This window comes from Pseudomonas sp. 910_23 (assembly GCF_052850795.1).
The window spans coordinates 15,752-34,335 of the sequence record NZ_VXCZ01000025.1 but is presented as its reverse complement, the minus strand read 5'-3'; the positions used below and the strand labels follow the sequence as shown (position 1 = coordinate 34,335).

Sequence of the window (18,584 nt, the reverse complement as noted above, 5' to 3'; positions counted from 1 at the left end):
TTAAGCCATGTATTTGGACGCAAGGAAGCGATCCTTTTTCAGCGACAGTGCGCCAGCTTGTTCATTGCGAGGGCACTGGGTCAGCTTTTGCCTGGTCGATGAGCTCGGGGTTGGCGCGACGTATGGCGGCCTGCCATATACCGTCCGCGACAGTGTAGGACAGCAGTACAAGGGTAGATTGAATGGAGAAGGCTTTGCCAAGCTGGAAAATATTAATAGCGGCCCCGTCATCCTTGTTTTTGATGACCTGTATTCAGGAGCAGGGCAGCCATATCGTCGGTTAATGATGCGACCGACCTATCAGCTTCCAGTTACCGAGCTTCAAGTTCGTGCTGAGCAGACTGGATTTGCTATGGCCGATGGGCGTCGCGTTGAGGCTAATCCTGCACAACAACAAGCCAACCAATTCTACCAAGTCGAAGTCAGGGATCTAGTACGCCATGTTGCCCACTTACCTGCGATAACGCCTCGTGCCCATAGTCCCAAACGTCATGTACTGAAAATGATGGCCGACCTTGGATTCGGCCCACCCGAGCCAACGTTGTCAGGTATCGTACTGTTCCCCAACAACCACACTGTCCTCGAAGTACGACCACTACGGGCGTTGCGCCCAATGCTATGTATTGAAGACAGATTCAGTGCCCTGAACCTGTACCAGCTCGCATTGTTTGCCGCGTTGAGTTATTGCGATTTTGGGCAGGAACCCTCAGAAAGGCCTTTGCATGAAGTCCGGTTTCCGCTGGATCCAAGCGTTGGAAATTTATTCGCTGAACAGCTTTCGTTGTATCACGAAGCCTGGCGAATTGACCCGAAGCAAGTGCAGCGTTTTTATCCGCTCTATGAAGAGGTCCCTTATTCCAGCCGTTTCGAAATCCTGCCATTCGATCCTGAGTTGTATCCCCAAAACCGACCGGAACTGAAGGAAGAACAGGAGCACCCTGCGCGCTTGCACTTTTTCGATGACGAAAAATTCGGCACCGACACCCAGGCTTTCATCACTCACCACGATGAGGTAATCCTGATCGCTGTGCGAGGAACCGTCAGCCGTGCCGATGTGCTACGTGACGCAGACGCCCATCAGGTAGCGTTTGCCGAAGGCGTTGGAAAAGTGCATGACGGATTTTATCAAGCCTACCGGGCTATGCGTGATTTCGTATTGCGATACCTTGATCAGTTTCACACCGGCCAACGCATTGTAATTTGCGGCCACAGCCTCGGCGGCGCCATTGCATTGCTGTTGGCCGAAGGACTGCGCCGAACGCCGGACGCCCACTACAACATCCTCCTTTACACCTATGGGGCGCCCCGTGCCGCTGACTCCGAATTCACTGCCGGCGCTTCATCACTTGTCCACCACCGCATCGTCAATCACAACGACCCCGTGCCTAGTGTCCCCGCCCCGTGGATGAACACCACCGCCAAACTCTGGATACCCGGTGCCATCACCTTATTCAGTGCTCCTGTACCCGGTGGCCTGTTGTTCGCCGCCGGGTTGGTGCGCATGGGGGGCAACCCCTATCAACATCATGGTGAACAACATCACTTCATGCCGATCACGCTCCCGGATGGCACCCATTCTTCGGTGTTATGGAAGCCGGGCTGTGAGTCCATCGAAGAGGCGGGTTGTAATCGCGCATTGCAACTGCAGGGCGACATGCCCGACCGCGACAATCTATTGAGGCAGCTTTTTCAGGCCGGTCAACACTTCATGACCACCAGCTACATCCCTGCGGCCTGGGCTACATTGCGGCGCTGGCAACAAACCCTGGATAGCCAAGGCCCCTTGGTGACTCCAAGGGAGTTTGAGCTGCTCGACCAGGCTCTTGAGGACATGCGCGCGCAACTGCGGGCCAAACGGCGTGACCTCGCCCGTCTACGCCCTGCCAATGATCGCAGCCATGAAACCAACGATGCCTTGAACGCCGAGATCGACCGTTTGCACACCAGCCGTGAGCGTCTGGCCAGCCTGCGCTGGCGTCGCCTTCAAGCCCGCGATGTCTACGGCAGTCATGCGGAGGCTGCGCACCTGCACGCCAGCCTCAAACGCTGGTTCAGCCACCGTGAGAATCGCGAGCCTGCTCAATTTGCCAGCATCCCACCGCCTTCCCACGATGATCTGGCAAGGGCGCAAACACTGGATATCGACTCCATCGTCTAGCCACCGGGTTACATAAACTCCACCTGTGCCGGTTGCCGCTTCATCAGCACCTTGCCATTGCGGATCGAGTACAGCGGCAGGCCCTGGCTACGAATGACTTCGTAGTCGCTGTCGGCCGACAGGATCAGCAGGTTGGCAGGGCGGCCGGCTTCCAGACCGTAGCGGTCACCCAGGGCCATGGCCTTGGCACTGTTGTCGGTGACCAGGTCCAGCGCGCTTTGCAGGTTGCGGTAGCCGAGCATATGGCAGATGTGCAGGCCGGCCTCCAGCACGCGCAGGATGTTGCCATTACCCAACGGGTACCAGGGATCGACGATGGAGTCCTGGCCGAAACACACGTTCATGCCGGCTTCGAGCAACTCGTTGACACGGGTGACGCCGCGGCGTTTCGGGAAGCTGTCGAAGCGGCCTTGCAGGTGGATGCTTTCGGTGGGGCAAGACACAAAGCTGATGCCGGAATGCCCCAGCAGGCGAAACAGTTTGGCGCAGTACGCGTTGTCGTAGGAGCCCATGGCGGTGGTGTGGCTGGCGGTGACGCGGGTGCCCATGTCGCGGCTGCGGGCTTCCTCGGCAAGCACTTCGAGAAAGCGTGAGTGAGGGTCATCGGTTTCGTCACAATGCACGTCCACCAGGCAACCGGTGCGTTCGGCCAGGTCCATGAGGAACTTCACCGAACTGACCCCTTGATCGCGGGTGTATTCGAAGTGGGGGATGCCGCCGATTACGTCGGCGCCCAGGCGAATGGCTTCCTCCATCAACTCGCGGCCATTGCGGAACGACTCGATGCCCTCCTGGGGGAAGGCAACAATTTGCAGGTCGATCAGGTGCGTGCTTTCTTCACGCACTTGCAGCATGGCTTTGAGCGCGGTGAGGTCCGGGTCGGTGACGTCGACATGCGTGCGCACATGCTGGATGCCATGGGCGGCGAGGGTCTGGATGGTTTTTTTGGCCCGGGCCTTGGTGTCTTCCTGGGTAATGGTGGCCTTGCGTTCCCCCCAGCACTCGATCCCCTCGAACAGCGTACCGCTCATGTTCCAGCGCGGTTCGCCGGCAGTGAGCGTGGCATCAAGGTGGATGTGGGGTTCGACGAAAGGCGGTATCACCAGGTTGCCGGCGGCGTCCAGATCGCCGGCCGCGAGCGTGGGAACGCTGGTTTGCGCAGTAATACTGGCGATCCGGCCGTGTTCCAGGTGCAGATCATGCAAGCCTTCACGGTTGCGCAGGCGGGCATTGATGATGTGCATGGTCAAGTTCCTCTTGGCTAAAAATAATCAGGCAGGCAGCCGCCGGATCCTCAAGGCGATATCGATGCCCCGGCGGTCATGATGCGTAGTATGGCGCTGAGCAACACGTAGGTCAGCGATGCGGCAACAATTCCCACCAGTGGCGCGACCCATGGCGAATTGAACGCCAGTACGGTACCCACCCCATACGCTACCAGACCCGGCCAGTTGAATGCCGGCAGGCGAGCATCCGCCAGGCGCGGATATTGGCCGCCATAACGATAGAAGAAGTCCGCCATGATCACCCCGCCAATGGGCGGGATCACGGTGCCCAGCAGGATCAGGTAGGGCACCAGCAGGTCGTACATGCCAAGCAAGGCGAGCAGGGTGCCGATTACTGCACCGGCCAGGGTCACCGTTTTGCGGCGCTGGGTGCGCAGCAGGTTGCAACCGGCGACGGCGAAGTTGTAGATGGTGTTGTCCTGGGTGCTCCAGATATTGAGCAGCAACATCGCCATCGCGGCCATGGCGAAACCTTGCAGCAGTAAAACCTCTACCACATCCGGTTGCTGATAGACGATGGCGCCATAGGCGCCGATCAGTACCATCAGGCCATTGCCGATAAAAAAACCGATCAGGCTGGCCAGCACCGCGACCTTGGCCGAGCGTGAAAACCGCGTCCAGTTGGTGGCCTGGGTCGCACCGCTGACGAAGGTGCCGAACACCAGGGTAATCGCCGTGGACAAGTCCAACTCTGCGGTCGGCACCACCGCCAGCAGCCCCGGTAGCCCGCCGACCTTCACCGTGGCGACCCACATCGACAGGATCAACAATAACCCCATTGCAGGCACTGCGACCCAGGACAGGATTTCCAGCCCGCGATACCCCACATAGGCGGTGGCGCAGAACAATAAGCCAAACACCATCATCAACCCCAGCACACTGCCTGGGCTCAGCTGGAAATACTTGCCCAATACTACGGCCGCCGTGGCAGTGCCCCAGGCATACCAGCCGATCTGGGTAAAACCGAGGATCAAGTCGCTGAGCTTGCTGCCCACTTCGCCAAAACAGAAACGCCCCATCAACACCGAATTCAGGCCGCTCTTGAACGCGATGTAACCCAGGCCTGCGGCATAGATACCCAACAACAGGTTACCCAGGGCCACGACGCCGAGCATGTCGATGAAACTGAACGCCACCCCCAGCTTGCCGCCGGCAAACATGGTTGCGGTAAAAAAGGTAAAACCCAGCAACACCATGGCCGTGGACGCAAGGCCTTTGCGCGCATGCAGGGGGACTTCGCTGAGGGGGTAATCGTTGCCAGGTGGTTGCTGCGTCATGGGGGCTGCTCCCTGAGTAGTGACGCAGCTCGTTTGCATCGTGCGTGCCAACGCAGAGGCGGGTAGATATCAGCTAGCGCAAGCAAGCCCCTTCAAGTTACCCCAGCCCAATCCGGTGCAGAAGCAGTGCAGCGGTGAGCCAAACTGGCTCAGTCGAACAGCGTCTGCGTGGTCTCACCCCGATGAAACGCAAAGGCCGCCTCAAGATCACTTTCAATCGTGCGCCCGCGAGACAGGGGCGGCAGATCATCCAGTGTGAAAAAACCGACTTCGGTGGTTTCAAAACCTGCCATGGGCGCGAGTTGGTCCACCCGGTCACACAGGAAGTACAACTTGTAGAAATCCCTCACATCCGGCCGGTACAAGCCCTTGGCTTTGTGCGTCACGCTGTATAACGTCCTTGCGGTGACCGTCAGCCCGGCTTCTTCGCGGATTTCCTTGACAATGTTCTCGGCCGCCGACAAACCGATGTCGGCATAACCACCAGGTAATGCCCAGCAGCCATCCGTCGACTCCCGTACCAGCAAAATCCGCTCACCTTCGATCACTGCACCGCGTACATCGATCATTGGCGTCGAATATCTCTGGGCAAAATCCGAGACCAGGCCGTTGATACGCTCCAGCGGCACGTTGCCCAATTGCGCCAGCATGGTGTGGGCGATCAGGGCAATTTCTTCCAGACGTTCGCGCTCGAAATCATCGGTGCAGAAATGCAGCCCCGTGGAAGCCAGTGCCTGCAAGCGCTTGGCGTGGGTCAGCCAGGTGTTTTCCATCACGTTCTCCTGTAGGCATTTCCAAAAAAAACCACCCGCAGGTGGTTTTCGACACGCTACCGCTTACTCGCCGCGATAGATGCAGCCGCTGGTGCAAGTCTCATGGATGCGGATTGCACTGAGTTCCGGGAGCAGGGGTTTCAATTCATTCCAGATCCACTTGGCCAGAACTTCGCTGGTGGGGTTTTCCAGGCCGGGGATGTCATTGAGGTAGTTGTGGTCGAGGCGCTCATAGAGCGGCTTGAAAATCGCCTTGATCTCCGAGAAGTCGCGAATCCAGCCGGTATGGGGATCCAGGTCGCCGCTCAGGTGGATGGCCACCTTGAACGAATGCCCATGCAGGCGCCCGCATTTATGGCCTTCCGGTACGTGGGGCAGGCGGTGGGCGGATTCGAATGTAAATTCCTTGAAGATTTCCACAGTGTTTTCAGCTCGGTCAGGTGTCTGGCAGGCGGCGAGTTTAACAGTTTGATCAACCCTTGCGCATACCGCCCCTCGCCAGCAGGCCCCATGGGGTCAAAGGGCTTGCAAGTGTTCGCCCAATTTACCGTTATCTGCCAATGCCAGGAACTCATCCCCCAGCCGCCGGCTCTCGCTCATCGCGGTTTGCCAATATTTGTTGCGGCTCGGGTCGTCGCCCATAAAGCGCTTGAAGTCACTGCGGTCTGGCAGTTTGCCGTGGGGCAGGCGGGCCAGATAGTCCCTGGATGGCGCCAGCAACAATACATCCTGCAAGCCTTGCGGGTTGCTGCGTCGCCACGGCAGGCCCTTGTCAAACCAGCCGGGGATGACTCGGTCGGTGAAGTGCGGGTACAGCACGATGTCATCGCCGTGATAGGGCAGGTCGAGGTGGTAGTCCAGCAGGCCGCCGTCGCGGTAGGTGCCGGCCCCGGCGCCGGGCAGGTCGCGCACGCCTTGCATGACCATGGGGATTGAGCCGGATGCCAGTAGCGCCTGGCGCAGGTTGCCCAGTTCCAGGTCGATGAAGCGCGAGGCAAAGTCCTTGAGCGGATGTACCGGCGGCGCCTGGCGCGGGTCGTGGATGATCAGCCGCTCGAAATGCCGCGACAGCCGGGCGCGGCCCCGCAGGTTATCGGCAATTACCGACGACAAGCCCAGCCCCAGCCGCCCACGGTGGTCATCGGCAAGCAGCCCGTGGCTCTTGACCACCATGATGTTCAGCCGGTAGTCGGGGTTGTCCAGCACCCGCGCATCACGGCCGGCCAGCAGGTCATCGAGCATCCGTTGGCAGCTCTGACTGACTTCGGCCATGGTCACGCCCTTGGCGAAGCGCTGCTCGTTATACAAGCGGCCCAGGTCCAGCAAGCCCTGCACCGGGTCGGGCAGGCAGGCGCTGGCAAACCGCCACGAACCAATGGAGGCGCCGATCAGCGCGCGTTCCCTTGGTGCGCGCGGCAACCAGTCACCGAACAGCGCCAAGTCCAGCCCCTGGATACCCAGGGCCTTGGGGCCACCGGCCGCACCGGGGAGGATGCCCACGTCGGCAGGCGCAAGTCCCTGCTCGCGAATACGGCTGAGCGCGCGTTTGCCTGCCTTGAGGGTCAAGGCAGGGAACTTGATATGGATGGCAGTCATACCGGTCTCTGTTGAGGCAAGCGGGGCATTATAGAAAATCTCGCTGGCAGTGGGGAAAACGGTCCGCTTGGAAATTGCCATGGTGGCAATTCAGTTTCAGTTAAGTTGCGACAGGTACCGTGACCGGCGTAGGAAAACATCATGTAACGGAGACTTATCATGAAGCGCCTCACTGTTCTGGGCGCCGCCGCTATCATCATCGTTACGGCGACCCAGGCCGCCGCGGCGGACCCTGACAAGCCACTGATCGTGCCCGCCACTGTTACTATTGTCGCTTTCGATCAATTGGAAGCCACGGCCCTGGCCCTTCACCCCGGTTCGACGCTACTGGACACCGACCTGGATGAGGAATACGGCAAGTACGTCTACGAAGTGGAGCTGCAAGATGCCGACGGCATTGAATGGGACGTTGAATTGAACGCGCTCACCGGGCAGGTTCTCAAGAATCATCAGGATACGTAATGAAGGTAAATTTACGCGTCGGCAGTCGAGTGGCGCTGGTGCTCATGATTTTTTGCTCCAGCCTGGCGGCCCGCGACCTCAACCAGGATGAAGCCCTGGCCCTGCGCCAGCAGGGCGTGATTCTGCCGCTGGAACAGCTGCTGCACCAAGCCATGGCGCGTTATCCCGGCTCGCGGCTGCTGGAGGCCGAGCTGGAAAAGAAACACGGGCAATACGCCTATGAAGTGGAATTGGTGACCACCGAAGGCGTGGTACGCGAGATCAAGCTGGACGCGACCAATGGTGTGCTGATCAAAGATGAGGAAGACTGATGCGCCTGCTTCTGGTGGAAGACAACGTACCCCTGGCCGACGAACTGCTGGCCGGCCTGCAGCGCCAGGGCTATGCGGTCGACTGGCTGGCCGATGGCCGCGACGCCGTGTATCAAGGGCGCAGCGAGCCGTATGACCTGATCATCCTCGACCTTGGCCTGCCTGGCTTGCCCGGGCTTGAGGTGCTGGCGCAATGGCGCGCCGCCGCGCTGGCCATCCCGGTACTGATCCTCACCGCCCGCGATTCCTGGGCCGAGCGTATCGAAGGGCTCAAGGCCGGAGCCGATGATTACCTGAGCAAACCCTTTCACCCCGAAGAACTGTACTTGCGCATCCAGGCGCTGTTACGCCGCTCCCACGGCCAAGCCAACCAGCCAACGCTGCAAGCCGCCGGCCTGCATCTGGATGAAGGTCGCCAGTGTGTACTGCGCGATGGCGCCGAGATCCAACTGACGGCCGCTGAGTTTCGCTTGCTGCGCTATTTCATGCTGCACCCCGAACAGATTCTGTCCAAAAGCCATCTGGCCGAGCATTTATATGACGGCGAGACCGAGCGTGACTCCAATGTACTGGAGGTCCATGTCAACCATCTGCGCCGCAAACTGGGGCGCAGCGTCATCGAAACCCGGCGCGGCCAGGGCTACCGATTTGGCGCCACCCCGGCATGAAGTCGATCCAGCGGCGCCTGAGCCTGGGGTTGATCAGCGTGATGGTGATCGTCGGCGTGGTACTGGCGCAGACCAGCCTCTTGCTGTTCGAAGCAGGCTTGCAGCGCTACCTGGAGGCGGGCTTGCGCAACGACAGCGAGAACCTGCTGGTGGCGCTGGTGCGCGGGCCCAACGGCGTCCAGTTAGATGAACAGCGCCTGTCGCCGGCTTATCAGCGGCCGTTCTCCGGGCATTATTTTCGTATCGACTTTGCCGATGTCCATTGGCGCTCCCGTTCACTGTGGGATCAGGAGCTGCCCAGGCTCCCGGAGGCGGGGCTCAAGGGCAACCTGCAATTGGGCCCGGAAGGTCAGCAGTTGTTGGTGTTGCGCTCGGACTACAAGCGCTTTGGCAAGTTGATTTCCATCAGCGTGGCGCAGGACTACACACCCGTGCGGGAAAGCTTTCGCCTGATGCGTCAGGTGGGCCTGGTGGTGGGGGTGGTGGCGCTGCTGCTGGTGCTGGTGCTGCAACGGGTCACCGTGCGTCGCGCCTTGCGCCCGCTGGAGACGGCGCGCAACCAGATCGCCCAACTGCAGCAAGGCCAGCGCTCCCAACTCGACACTCAGGTGCCGCAGGAACTGGAACCGCTGGTAGCGCAAATCAACCATTTGCTGGCCCACACTGAAGACAGCCTCAAGCGCTCACGCAATGCCCTCGGCAACCTGGGCCATGCGCTGAAAACCCCTATGGCGGTGCTGTTGAGCGCAGCCTCCAGTGATGCGCTCAAGGATCATCCGCAGTTGAGCCAGTTGTTGCGCGAGCAGCTGGAACAGGTGCAGCAGCGCCTCAATCGCGAGCTTAACCGTGCCCGCCTGGCGGGCGATGCGCTGCCGGGTGCACTGTTTGACTGTGAAAAAGAACTACCCGGTTTGTTGGCCACCCTGCGCATGATCCATGGTGAGCACTTGGACCTCGCCTATCATGTCGCGCCGGGTCTGCATTTGCCCTGGGACCGTGAAGACCTGTTGGAACTGCTGGGCAACCTGTTGGACAATGCCTGCAAGTGGGCGGATGCCGAGGTGCGCTTGAGCGTCAGCGAGACGCCCCGGGGCTACGTGTTAGCGGTGGAGGACGACGGTCCGGGCATTCCTCAGGCCCAGCGCGACCAGGTATTCAGTCGCGGCGCACGCCTGGATGAGCAGAGGGTTGGCCATGGCCTGGGATTGGGGATCGTGCGGGACATCGTTGAGGTGTGGGGCGGGGTGTTGCAGTTGCAGGAAAGTGAGCTGGGTGGGCTCAAGGTATTGATCGAGCTACCACGCCGCTAGCACTGACCCACCCCAGTTCAAAAATGTGGGAGCTGGCTTGCCTGCGATAGCATCGACTCGGTTTGCCTGAAATACCGAGGTGTTGCATCGCGGGCAAGCCCGGCTCCCACAGAAAAGCCTGGCTGCATTCAGACCCGAAACTGATCCATCAACCCCTGCTGCTGGTTGGCCAGGCTGTTCAACGCCTGGCTGACCCGCGCCGATTCATTGGCCTGTTCCGACAGCGACTCGGTTACATCGCGAATGGTCGCCACGTTGTTGTTGATCTCTTCGGCCACCGCGCTTTGCTCTTCGGCGGCGCTGGCGATTTGCAGGTTCATGTCGCTGATCACCGTGACGGCGTCGCCAATCTGGCGCAAGGCCGTGACGGCCTGGCCGACTTGTTCGACGCTGCCTTGGGCCTGGCGATAGCTGTTGCCCATGGAGCTGACCACGTCGGTAGTACCGTTTTGCAATTGTTCGATCACCAGGCGGGTTTCTTCCACCGACTCCTGGGTGCGTCGTGCCAGGTTGCGCACTTCGTCGGCGACCACCGCAAAACCTCGCCCGGCCTCGCCGGCACGGGCGGCTTCGATAGCGGCGTTAAGCGCCAACAGGTTGGTCTGCTCGGCGATGCCACGAATCACTTCGAGCACCGAGCCGATCTTCTCGCTGTTAGCGGCCAAGCCTTCCACCTGGGTCATGGCGGTGCTCATATCGGCGGCCAGGTCACCAATGTTGGCGGTGGTGCGGTCTATGACGGTCAAGCCTTCGCGCGTCGCCTGGTCGGCATCCTTCGCAGCTTGGGCCGCCTGAGCGGCACTGCGGGCGACGTCCTGGGCGGTGGCACTCATTTCATGGGACGCGGTGGCCACCTGATCCACCTGGCGATACTGCTGTTCCATGCCGGCACTGGTCTGCGTAGCAATCTCGGCGGACTGGTCGGCGGTGCCGCGGGCGTCCTGCACCGAGCGCTTTACCTCGGCAATGATCGGTTGCAGCTTGTCGAGGAAACGGTTGAACCAGCCAGCCAATTGGCCCAGTTCGTCCTGTTTACTGTAAGCCAGGCGCCGGGTCAGGTCGCCTTCGCCGCTGGCGATGTCTTCGAGCATATGCGCCACGCCAAGGATCGGCCGAGTCACACTGCGCGCCATCAACCACACCAGCACCAAGCCAACCACAGCGGCCAGCAGGCCCAGGCCCAGTTCCAGCAGGGTGCCCTTGGCATTGTCAGCGTCCAGCTGGGTTTTCAGCGCCTCGGCGGGGGCTACCAGAACTTTTCCCGGTACATCCAGCAATACGCCCCACGACTTGCCCCCTGGGATCGGCGCAAACGGCGCCAGCACCTTGAGTTGCTGGTCGGTGCGCAGGCTGTGGGTCTGGGTGCTGTTGGCCAAGGCACTGACCAACTGCGCACCGCTGGCGGTGTCGACCTGCTCCAGGCGCTGGCTGAGTTTGCTGGCATCCGGGCTGTAGCCGGCCAGCAAGCCGGTGGGGCTGAGGATGCTGACTTGGGTCTGGCCGTCGTACAGCTTCTGGCTGGCCTGTTGGCTCACGGCCTGCAAGCTGTTGAGGTTGATGTCCACCGACAGTGACGCAATGACTTTGCCATTGACCATCAGCGGGAACACGATGCTGGTCATCAGCACGTTCTGGCCGTCGATCACATAGAAATAGGGTTCGATCACACACGGCTTGAGGGTCGTGCGCGGGCAGGTGAACCAGGCGTTGGCTTTTTCACCGCTTGGGCTAATGGAGGTGTCGGTCATGTCGCTTTCAGGCAGCGCCATTGAGGTGATCTTGCCCGGCGTTGGTTGCGACCAATACAGGGCGAACCGGCCTTTGTCATTACTGCCCAGTTCCGCCTGGTTGGCGAATAGCTCGTCTTTGCCATCCAGCGCATTGGCTTCGAATACCAGGGACAAACCCAGCAGGTCGGGGTTGGCCTGTAAGGCGGCCTTGACCTGGCGGGTCAGGTCTTCACGGGTGTCGAAGGCATCGAGAAAGCGTTTCTCCGCCTGTTCGCGCAAAAACAGTACCTGGCGGGAAAACCCATGGCCGTACTGGTAGGCATCCATAAACTGCTGACGAATGCCCAGCGCCTGCACTTCACCTTGGGCCTCAATGCGCGCCTGGGCGGCTTCGTCGAGCATCTTCATGCTGGACGCCTTGACCTGCTCCGAGCTCTGCGCCATGCGATACAGCGACAGACCCACCAGCAGGGTCACGATCCCCAGCAGGCACAGGCCCGCCAGCAGGGTGATTTTCCATTGAATGGAGAGCTGCCTGAGCGACATCGGGACATCCTTACCTGAAAGCACATGGAAACAGCTTATCGGCCGGCGCCCGTGGTTCTTTATTCAAACGCCCCATTTAAACCTCAAAGCGGCGTCGTTTTTTGACATGAGCGCCTGCCTGCTGCAAAGTGCGCGCCCTCTAATAAGACCTCTTTCAAGCCTGCACGCCGGCAGCTGTTCCCATGGGCCGTGCGCGGGCATGCCTGTCTTTTATGTTTTTGCTTGAGGTAACCATGATTAACGCAGTCATCGCCGCGGTCGGCACCATGCTGGTGCTCAGCCTGTCCCGCGTGCATGTGGTCATCGCCATCATCGTTGGTGCCCTGGTGGGCGGCTTGACCGGTGGCCTGGGGATCGACGCCACGCTCAAAGCCTTCAACGGCGGTCTGGGCGGTGGTGCAACCGTCGCCTTGTCTTACGCACTGCTGGGCGCTTTCGCGGTGGCCATTGCCAAGTCCGGCCTGGCCCATGCGCTGGCAGACAAAGCCTTGCTGCTGGTGGACCGCCAGGAAGCCAGCGGCGGCAGCCACGTCAAATGGCTGTTGATCGGCCTGTTGTGGGTGGTGGCGATTGCCTCGCAGAACATCCTGCCGATCCATATTGCGTTCATTCCGTTGCTGGTACCGCCGCTGTTGTACGTGCTGACCAAGCTGCAACTGGACCGCCGCCTGATTGCCTGCGTGATGACCTTCGGCCTGATCACGCCGTACATGTTCCTGCCGGTGGGCTTCGGCAATATCTTCCTCAACCAGATCCTGTTGGCCAACGTGGCCAAGAGTGGCGTGGATATCAGCCAGGTCAACGTCACCCATGCCATGGGCCTGCCGGCACTGGGCATGGTGGTCGGCCTGCTGGTGGCGGTGTTTGTCAGCTACCGCAAAAAGCGCGTGTACGACCTGGAAAAAATCGAGCGCGTCGAGCAAGTGGCGGTGCAGTACAACCCGCTGACCCTGCTGGTGGCAGGCCTGGCGATTGCCGCGGCGTTCATCATTCAGCTGTGGCTGGACTCGATGATTATCGGCGCCCTGGCCGGGTTTTTGATCTTCTCGGTGTCGGGCATCGTGCGCTGGAGCGACACCGATGACCTGTTCACCGAAGGCATGAAGATGATGGCGATGATCGGCTTCATCATGATCGCCTCGTCAGGCTTTGCCGAAGTGCTCAAGGCCACCGGTGACGTACGCTCACTGGTGGAAGCCTCGGCGGCGTTTATCGGCCATAGCCGCGGGGTAGGGGCGTTGCTGATGTTGTTGGTGGGGCTGTTGGTCACCATGGGCATCGGCTCGTCGTTTTCCACGGTGCCGATCCTTGCCGCGATTTTCGTGCCGCTGTGCGTACAACTGGGCTTCAGCCCGTTGGCCATCGTGTGCATCGTCGGCACCGCCGGTGCATTGGGCGATGCCGGCTCGCCCGCCTCGGACTCCACCCTCGGCCCCACCTCCGGCCTGAATATCGACGGTCAGCACCACCATATCTGGGACACCGTGGTGCCGACCTTCCTGCACTACAACATCCCGTTGCTGGCGTTTGGCTGGCTGGCTGCGATGACGCTCTGACGCAAGCACTGCACCTCTACGGTGGCGAGGGAGCTTGCTCCCTCGCCACACAAGCTCGCTCCTACAGAAATCACTTACCTGGCCGTTAACCTCTCAAGTCGCCACTAACAAGAGAGAAAAGCCATGCGTCTGAGTTTGAAGGCCAAAGTCCTGGCCCTTGCCGTTGTGCCGGTGTTGCTGTTTGCCGTGGTCATCAGCCTCACCACCGTGTGGATTCTGCAGGGCCAGGCCCGCAACGAAGTGGATGAAACCCGCCAGCGCCTGCTCGACGACGCCAAGGCCACTTTGCAAGGTTATGTCGAAGTGGCCATGACCACCATCAAGCCGCTCTACGACGCAGCTGCTCCCGGCGATAGCACGGCGCGGGCGCAGGTGGTCAAGTTGCTGTCCAACACCCGCTACGGCAAAGACGGTTATTTCTTCGGCTACGACTCCGAAACCATCCGCCTGTTCAAGGGCAACAGCCCGGACGGCGTAGGCAAAAGCTTCAAGGACAACCGTGACCCCAACGGTGTCTACGTCAATCGCGACCTGGTCAAGGTCGGCAAGGACGGCACCCACTACTTGCAATACAGCTCGACCCAACCCGGCCAGACCGAACTGGTACCCAAGCTCGGCTACACCGAATACCTGCCCAAATGGGACATGGTTATCGGCACCTCTGTGAACCTGGACGGTATCGAGGCCCAGGTGGCGGTGGTCCAGGACAAGGTCGAACAGCGTATGCAAGGCGTGCTGCTGAGCATCCTTGGCGTGGCTGTGGTGGTGTTGCTGGTGATTGCGGCGGTGGGCATGTTAGTCGCCAATACCATCCTGCGCCCGCTGAGCCTGATGAAAGCCAACCTCGACGACATCGCTGCCGGTGAAGGCGACCTGACCCGCCGCCTGGCCATCACCAGCCAGGATGAACTGGGCGACCTGGCCGGCGCATTCAACCGATTTGTCGATAAAATCCACGGCCTGGTGCGCCAGATCACCGAAATGACCGCCCAGCTCACCGGGCTGGTGAGCCAGGTGTCCGACCAGGCCCAGCGCTCCGAGCAGGCCATGGAACGCCAGCGTCACGAGACCGACCAGGTGGCCACCGCGATCAACCAGATGTCGTCCGCGGCCCATGAAGTGGCGCGCAGTGCCCAGGGCGCTGCGGTCGCCGCGCAACAGACCGACGCCGAGGGCCAGGCCGCCAAACGCGTGGTGGACGGTAGCATCGCGCAGATTCACGCTCTGGTGAACGATATCCGCAGCAGCGGTGTGTCCCTGGACAGCCTGCAGCAGGATGTGTCGTCGATTGTCAGTGTGCTCGGTGTGATCCGCTCGATTGCCGAACAAACCAACCTGCTGGCGCTCAATGCGGCCATCGAGGCTGCGCGGGCCGGGGAGGCCGGCCGCGGGTTTGCCGTGGTCGCCGATGAAGTGCGCGCCCTGGCCAGCCGTACGCAAAGCAGCACCCAGGAAATCCAGGGCATGATCGATCGCCTGCAAAAGGGCACCGAAGCCGCCGTTGACGCGATGCGCCGCTCCAGCGATGCGGGCGAAGGCACCTCGGCCCAGGCCAACGAAGCCGGGGCGTCCCTCGATACCATGGCCCAGTTGATCGGCACCATCAACTCGATGAACGCGCAGATCGCCAGCGCCGCCGAAGAGCAGACCGCTGTGGCCGAAGAGATCAACCGCAGCGTGCATCAGATTGCCGTGGCGGTGGACAGCGTAGCGGATGAAACCCAGCTCGGCGCCCAGACCTCGCGCAGCCTCGCGGACCTGGGCCAGCGGTTGGGGCAATTGGTCGGTCAATTCAGGATCTGAGGTTCTACAAATCGCGCATCAGTAGGCCAAAACGCAGGTCCATCTCGACCGGCAAGGGCACATACACCGTGTGCCCATCCCCCGGCGCCACCTCAATGGCTTGCCCCTTGGCGTTGTGCAAGGTGGCCAAGTCAAAGTGAAAGTTGCCGGCGGGCGTCATCAATTCCAGGTGATCGCCCGCGGCAAAGCGATTCTTTACCTTGACCTCGGCCAACTCCCCGCGACGTTCGCCGGTCAATTCCCCAACAAACTGCTGGCGCTCGGACACCGAGCTGCCGTTCTGGTAGTTCTGGTATTCGTCGTGCACATGCCGACGCAGGAAACCTTCGGTGTAGCCGCGCTGGGCCAGGGACTCCAGATTGGTCATCAAGCCGCGATCAAATGCGCGCCCGGCCACCGCGTCGTCGATCGCCTGGCGATACACCTGGGTGGTGCGTGCGCAATAGAAATGGGATTTGGTGCGGCCCTCGATCTTCAATGAGTGCACGCCCATCTGCGCCAGGCGCTCCACGTGCTGCACGGCGCGCAAGTCTTTGGCGTTCATGATGTACGTGCCATGTTCGTCTTCAAAGGCCGGCATTTGCTCATCGGGACGGTTGGCTTCCTGTAACAGGAATACCTGGTCGGTGGGTGTGCCGACCCCCAGCGTCGGCTGATGGTGCTGGACGATGTCGCCGGTCGCGTTCTCCACTGCCGGCGTGGCCTGGTATTTCCAGCGGCAGGCATTGGTGCAGGTGCCTTGGTTGGCGTCGCGCTTGTTCATGTAGCCCGACAGCAGGCAGCGCCCGGAATAGGCCATGCACAGGGCGCCATGTACGAACACCTCCAGTTCCATGGTCGGTACGTGCTGGCGGATCTCGCCGATTTCTTCGAGGGACAGTTCCCGCGACAGGATCACCCGGCCAATGCCTTGCTGCTGCCAGAATTGCACGCTGGCCCAGTTCACCGTGTTGGCTTGTACCGACAGATGAATCGGCATCTGCGCGAAATGCTGGCGCACCAGCATGATTAGCCCAGGGTCGGACATGATCAGCGCATCCGGGCCCATGGCGATCACCGGCGCCAGGTCCTTGAGGAAGGTCTTGAGCTTGGCGTTGTGCGGCGCAATGTTCACCACCACATAGAAACGCCTGCCTTGCGCATGGGCTTCCTGGATGCCGAGGGCGAGGTTGGCGTGGTCGAATTCGTTGTTGCGCACGCGCAGGCTGTAGCGTGGCTGGCCGGCGTAAACCGCATCGGCACCGTAGGCGAAGGCGTAGCGCATGTTTTTCAGGGTGCCGGCGGGAGCGAGCAGTTCGGGGGCAATCATCGGAGGCATGGGCGTGGGTCGCAAAAAGGCGCGAGGGTAGTGCACGGGCGGTCACGGTTTATTGACCCAGGTCTAAACAAGCCGATCTATGCTTGTTCGATAAACAAGGGCACTCCCAGGTTTCGCCGCGGACTAAGCAACAGGGCTGACACCGGCCCGGCTTTTCTCATATGGACCGGACATGAATCAAACCAACCTGCAATTCAAAACCCTGCTGCTATTGCTGGCGCTGGTGACCATCGCCTTTATCTGGATATTGCTGCCGTTCTATGGCGCGGTGTTCTGGGCAGTGATCCTCGGCATCATCTTCGCGCCGATGCAGCGCCGCCTGCAGCAGCGCTTCAGTTGGAACCGCAACCTGACCTCCCTGACCACTTTGATGGTGTGCCTGGTGATCGCGATTCTGCCCGTGATCATTACCAGTGCGTTGCTGGTTCAAGAGGGGGCCACGCTGTATAAAAACGTCGAAAGCGGCAAGCTCGACGTGGCCGGTTATATCGAGCAGTTCAAGAACTTCCTGCCGCCGTACTTTCAGCAACTGCTCGATCGCTTTGGCATGGGCAACCTGGAAGGGCTACGTGAAAAGGTAGTCAAGGGCGCGATGCAGGGCAGTCAGTTCTTCGCTTCCCAGGCGTTCAGCTTCGGCCAGGGCACCTTTGATTTCCTGGTGAGCTTTTTCATCATGCTGTACCTGCTGTTCTTCCTGCTGCGCGATGGCCCCGAGCTGGTGCGCAAGGTGCGCACGGCGGTGCCATTGGCCGAGCCGCAAAAGCGCCGCCTGCAACTCAAGTTCAACCGGGTGGTGCGGGCCACGGTCAAGGGCAACGTACTGGTGGCCGTGACCCAGGGTGCGCTGGGTGGTTTGATCTTCTGGTTCCTGGATATCCCCAGTGCGTTGCTCTGGGCGGTACTGATGGCGTTCCTGTCCTTGCTGCCGGCGGTGGGCGCAGGGATTGTCTGGGCGCCAGTGGCCGTTTATTTCCTGTTGAGCGGCGCCATCTGGCAGGGCGTGGTGCTGGGGCTTTTTGGCGTATTCGTGATTGGCCTGGTGGACAACGTGCTGCGTCCGGTCCTGGTGGGCAAAGATACCAAGATGCCGGACTACCTGATCCTGATCTCGACCCTGGGCGGCTTGTCGGTGTTTGGCCTCAACGGCTTCGTGATCGGGCCGCTGGTGGCGGCCTTGTTCATGTCGTGCTGGGCGTTGTTCGCCGAAACCAAGCCGCGGGTCAAGTTGCCCTTGCCTTAGGTCTCAGGCCTGGAGCCTGAAGTCGGCCGCCAGCCGGCGTTGTGTTTCGGCGTCAGACAACGAAGTGAGCGGGCCGCTGATAGGCTCGCCATCACGTACCACGTACCAGCAGGCAAGCAAGCCGAGCTTGCGCAGAGGGGTGGGAACGGCGCTACCGATGACAGACATGATTTGAACAGTGGGCATAAGGACCTCCAATCGCTATGGAGGTCACCTTAAGGGGTGTCGCTATCCAGGAAAAATCACCTGGCTCGATAGTCGACATCAACGCCAGGCGTTAATCCACCACCTGGTCGAGCATGTTCACCACTTCGTGTTCACTGAGCAGCCCCTTGCGCACCAGGTTTTCAGCCAACAGCGCCAGGAACTTCGCGCTGCGATGGCCTTCGAGGTGCTTGAGCTCGGTCAAGGCGCTGTAGACCTTGCTGGACGTGCAGAGGCCGGCGGTGCGGTGCGGATTCTGGGTGGGCATGTTCGTTCGTCCTTAATTGTTATTGGTGGACCGGGTCGATAGTGAGACTGTTTTATGACGCAACCATGACAGCGCACG

At 60.6% G+C, this 18,584-nt stretch carries 16 protein-coding genes and 3 pseudogenes; 9 read left to right on the top strand and 10 right to left on the bottom strand.

Going from position 1 to position 18,584, the window contains the following annotated elements; translation table 11 throughout:
* Nucleotides 1–7: 7 nt before the first annotated feature.
* Nucleotides 8–2,158 carry a lipase family protein gene (locus tag FW800_RS24715; protein ID WP_446438645.1) on the top strand — a complete coding sequence of 717 codons (2,151 nt, stop codon included), beginning with the start codon at nucleotides 8–10 and terminating at the stop codon, nucleotides 2,156–2,158.
* Between the two features lie 8 nt (nucleotides 2,159–2,166).
* On the opposite strand, the gene codA is transcribed toward FW800_RS24715, so the two are convergent.
* The 5 genes from codA to FW800_RS24690 form a co-directional block, all read right to left on the bottom strand.
* Nucleotides 2,167–3,402 carry a cytosine deaminase gene (gene codA / locus FW800_RS24710; protein ID WP_446438644.1) on the bottom strand — a complete coding sequence of 412 codons (1,236 nt, stop codon included), beginning with the start codon at nucleotides 3,400–3,402 and terminating at the stop codon, nucleotides 2,167–2,169.
* Nucleotides 3,403–3,452: 50 nt separating this feature from the next.
* Nucleotides 3,453–4,721 (bottom strand): cytosine permease, encoded by a 1,269-nt coding sequence (gene codB, locus FW800_RS24705; protein WP_446438643.1) that lies wholly within the window; start codon nucleotides 4,719–4,721, stop codon nucleotides 3,453–3,455.
* A 149-nt stretch (nucleotides 4,722–4,870) separates the two neighbouring features.
* The gene (locus FW800_RS24700) at nucleotides 4,871–5,494 is read right to left on the bottom strand and encodes an NUDIX hydrolase (RefSeq protein ID WP_446438642.1); all 624 of its coding nucleotides are present in this window, start codon (nucleotides 5,492–5,494) and stop codon (nucleotides 4,871–4,873) included.
* A 63-nt stretch (nucleotides 5,495–5,557) separates the two neighbouring features.
* The gene (gene queD / locus FW800_RS24695) at nucleotides 5,558–5,914 is read right to left on the bottom strand and encodes a 6-carboxytetrahydropterin synthase QueD (protein ID WP_003190259.1); all 357 of its coding nucleotides are present in this window, start codon (nucleotides 5,912–5,914) and stop codon (nucleotides 5,558–5,560) included.
* Between the two features lie 96 nt (nucleotides 5,915–6,010).
* On the bottom strand, nucleotides 6,011–7,090 hold the full coding sequence (locus FW800_RS24690) for a hypothetical protein (protein ID WP_078820846.1): 1,080 nt from the start codon (nucleotides 7,088–7,090) through the stop codon (nucleotides 6,011–6,013).
* A gap of 159 nt (nucleotides 7,091–7,249) precedes the next feature.
* Between FW800_RS24690 and FW800_RS24685 the strand changes: the two genes are divergently transcribed.
* The 4 genes from FW800_RS24685 to FW800_RS24670 are packed head-to-tail and all read left to right on the top strand — an operon-like array spanning nucleotide 7,250 to nucleotide 9,841.
* Complete coding sequence (locus FW800_RS24685; RefSeq protein WP_005786863.1) at nucleotides 7,250–7,552, top strand: PepSY domain-containing protein; 303 nt, start codon at nucleotides 7,250–7,252, stop codon at nucleotides 7,550–7,552.
* A complete protein-coding gene (locus FW800_RS24680; protein WP_005786865.1) occupies nucleotides 7,552–7,863 on the top strand; it encodes a PepSY domain-containing protein in 312 nt (103 codons plus the stop codon). Before FW800_RS24685 ends, FW800_RS24680 begins: the two co-directional genes overlap by 1 nt.
* Nucleotides 7,863–8,531, top strand: coding sequence for a response regulator transcription factor (locus FW800_RS24675; RefSeq protein ID WP_005786867.1), 669 nt, complete (start codon nucleotides 7,863–7,865; stop codon nucleotides 8,529–8,531). Before FW800_RS24680 ends, FW800_RS24675 begins: the two co-directional genes overlap by 1 nt.
* Nucleotides 8,528–9,841: a sensor histidine kinase gene (locus tag FW800_RS24670; RefSeq protein ID WP_032876820.1), complete on the top strand. Its 1,314-nt coding sequence runs from the start codon at nucleotides 8,528–8,530 to the stop codon at nucleotides 9,839–9,841. Before FW800_RS24675 ends, FW800_RS24670 begins: the two co-directional genes overlap by 4 nt.
* A 128-nt stretch (nucleotides 9,842–9,969) precedes the next feature.
* Here FW800_RS24670 and FW800_RS24665 read toward each other — a convergent pair.
* Nucleotides 9,970–10,485 (bottom strand): annotated as a pseudogene (locus FW800_RS24665) (methyl-accepting chemotaxis protein); the annotation flags it as partial.
* 342 nt (nucleotides 10,486–10,827) lie between these two features.
* Nucleotides 10,828–11,898: pseudogene (locus FW800_RS24660) on the bottom strand (HAMP domain-containing protein); the annotation flags it as partial.
* Nucleotides 11,899–12,353: 455 nt separating this feature from the next.
* Here FW800_RS24660 and FW800_RS24655 point away from each other — a divergent pair.
* The 3 genes and pseudogenes from FW800_RS24655 (at nucleotide 12,354) to FW800_RS24645 (ending at nucleotide 15,476) form a co-directional block, all read left to right on the top strand.
* Nucleotides 12,354–13,673, top strand: coding sequence for a Na+/H+ antiporter family protein (locus FW800_RS24655; protein WP_164366002.1), 1,320 nt, complete (start codon nucleotides 12,354–12,356; stop codon nucleotides 13,671–13,673).
* A gap of 123 nt (nucleotides 13,674–13,796) precedes the next feature.
* A pseudogene (locus tag FW800_RS24650) lies at nucleotides 13,797–14,618 on the top strand (cache domain-containing protein); the annotation flags it as partial.
* A gap of 36 nt (nucleotides 14,619–14,654) precedes the next feature.
* On the top strand, nucleotides 14,655–15,476 hold the full coding sequence (locus FW800_RS24645) for a methyl-accepting chemotaxis protein (protein WP_410457915.1): 822 nt from the start codon (nucleotides 14,655–14,657) through the stop codon (nucleotides 15,474–15,476).
* Nucleotides 15,477–15,480: 4 nt separating this feature from the next.
* Here the strand turns inward: FW800_RS24645 and trhP are convergent, their stop codons facing one another.
* Complete coding sequence (trhP, locus tag FW800_RS24640) at nucleotides 15,481–16,794, bottom strand: prephenate-dependent tRNA uridine(34) hydroxylase TrhP (RefSeq protein ID WP_446438641.1); 1,314 nt, start codon at nucleotides 16,792–16,794, stop codon at nucleotides 15,481–15,483.
* A 172-nt stretch (nucleotides 16,795–16,966) separates the two neighbouring features.
* Between trhP and FW800_RS24635 the strand changes: the two genes are divergently transcribed.
* On the top strand, nucleotides 16,967–18,034 hold the full coding sequence (locus tag FW800_RS24635; protein WP_005786879.1) for an AI-2E family transporter: 1,068 nt from the start codon (nucleotides 16,967–16,969) through the stop codon (nucleotides 18,032–18,034).
* A gap of 3 nt (nucleotides 18,035–18,037) precedes the next feature.
* Here FW800_RS24635 and FW800_RS24630 read toward each other — a convergent pair whose 3' ends face one another.
* Together FW800_RS24630 and FW800_RS24625 are read right to left on the bottom strand one after the other, a co-directional pair.
* The gene (locus tag FW800_RS24630) at nucleotides 18,038–18,220 is read right to left on the bottom strand and encodes a hypothetical protein (protein ID WP_005786881.1); all 183 of its coding nucleotides are present in this window, start codon (nucleotides 18,218–18,220) and stop codon (nucleotides 18,038–18,040) included.
* 91 nt (nucleotides 18,221–18,311) lie between these two features.
* Nucleotides 18,312–18,506 (bottom strand): hypothetical protein, encoded by a 195-nt coding sequence (locus FW800_RS24625; RefSeq protein ID WP_003190284.1) that lies wholly within the window; start codon nucleotides 18,504–18,506, stop codon nucleotides 18,312–18,314.
* Nucleotides 18,507–18,584 lie beyond the last annotated feature (78 nt).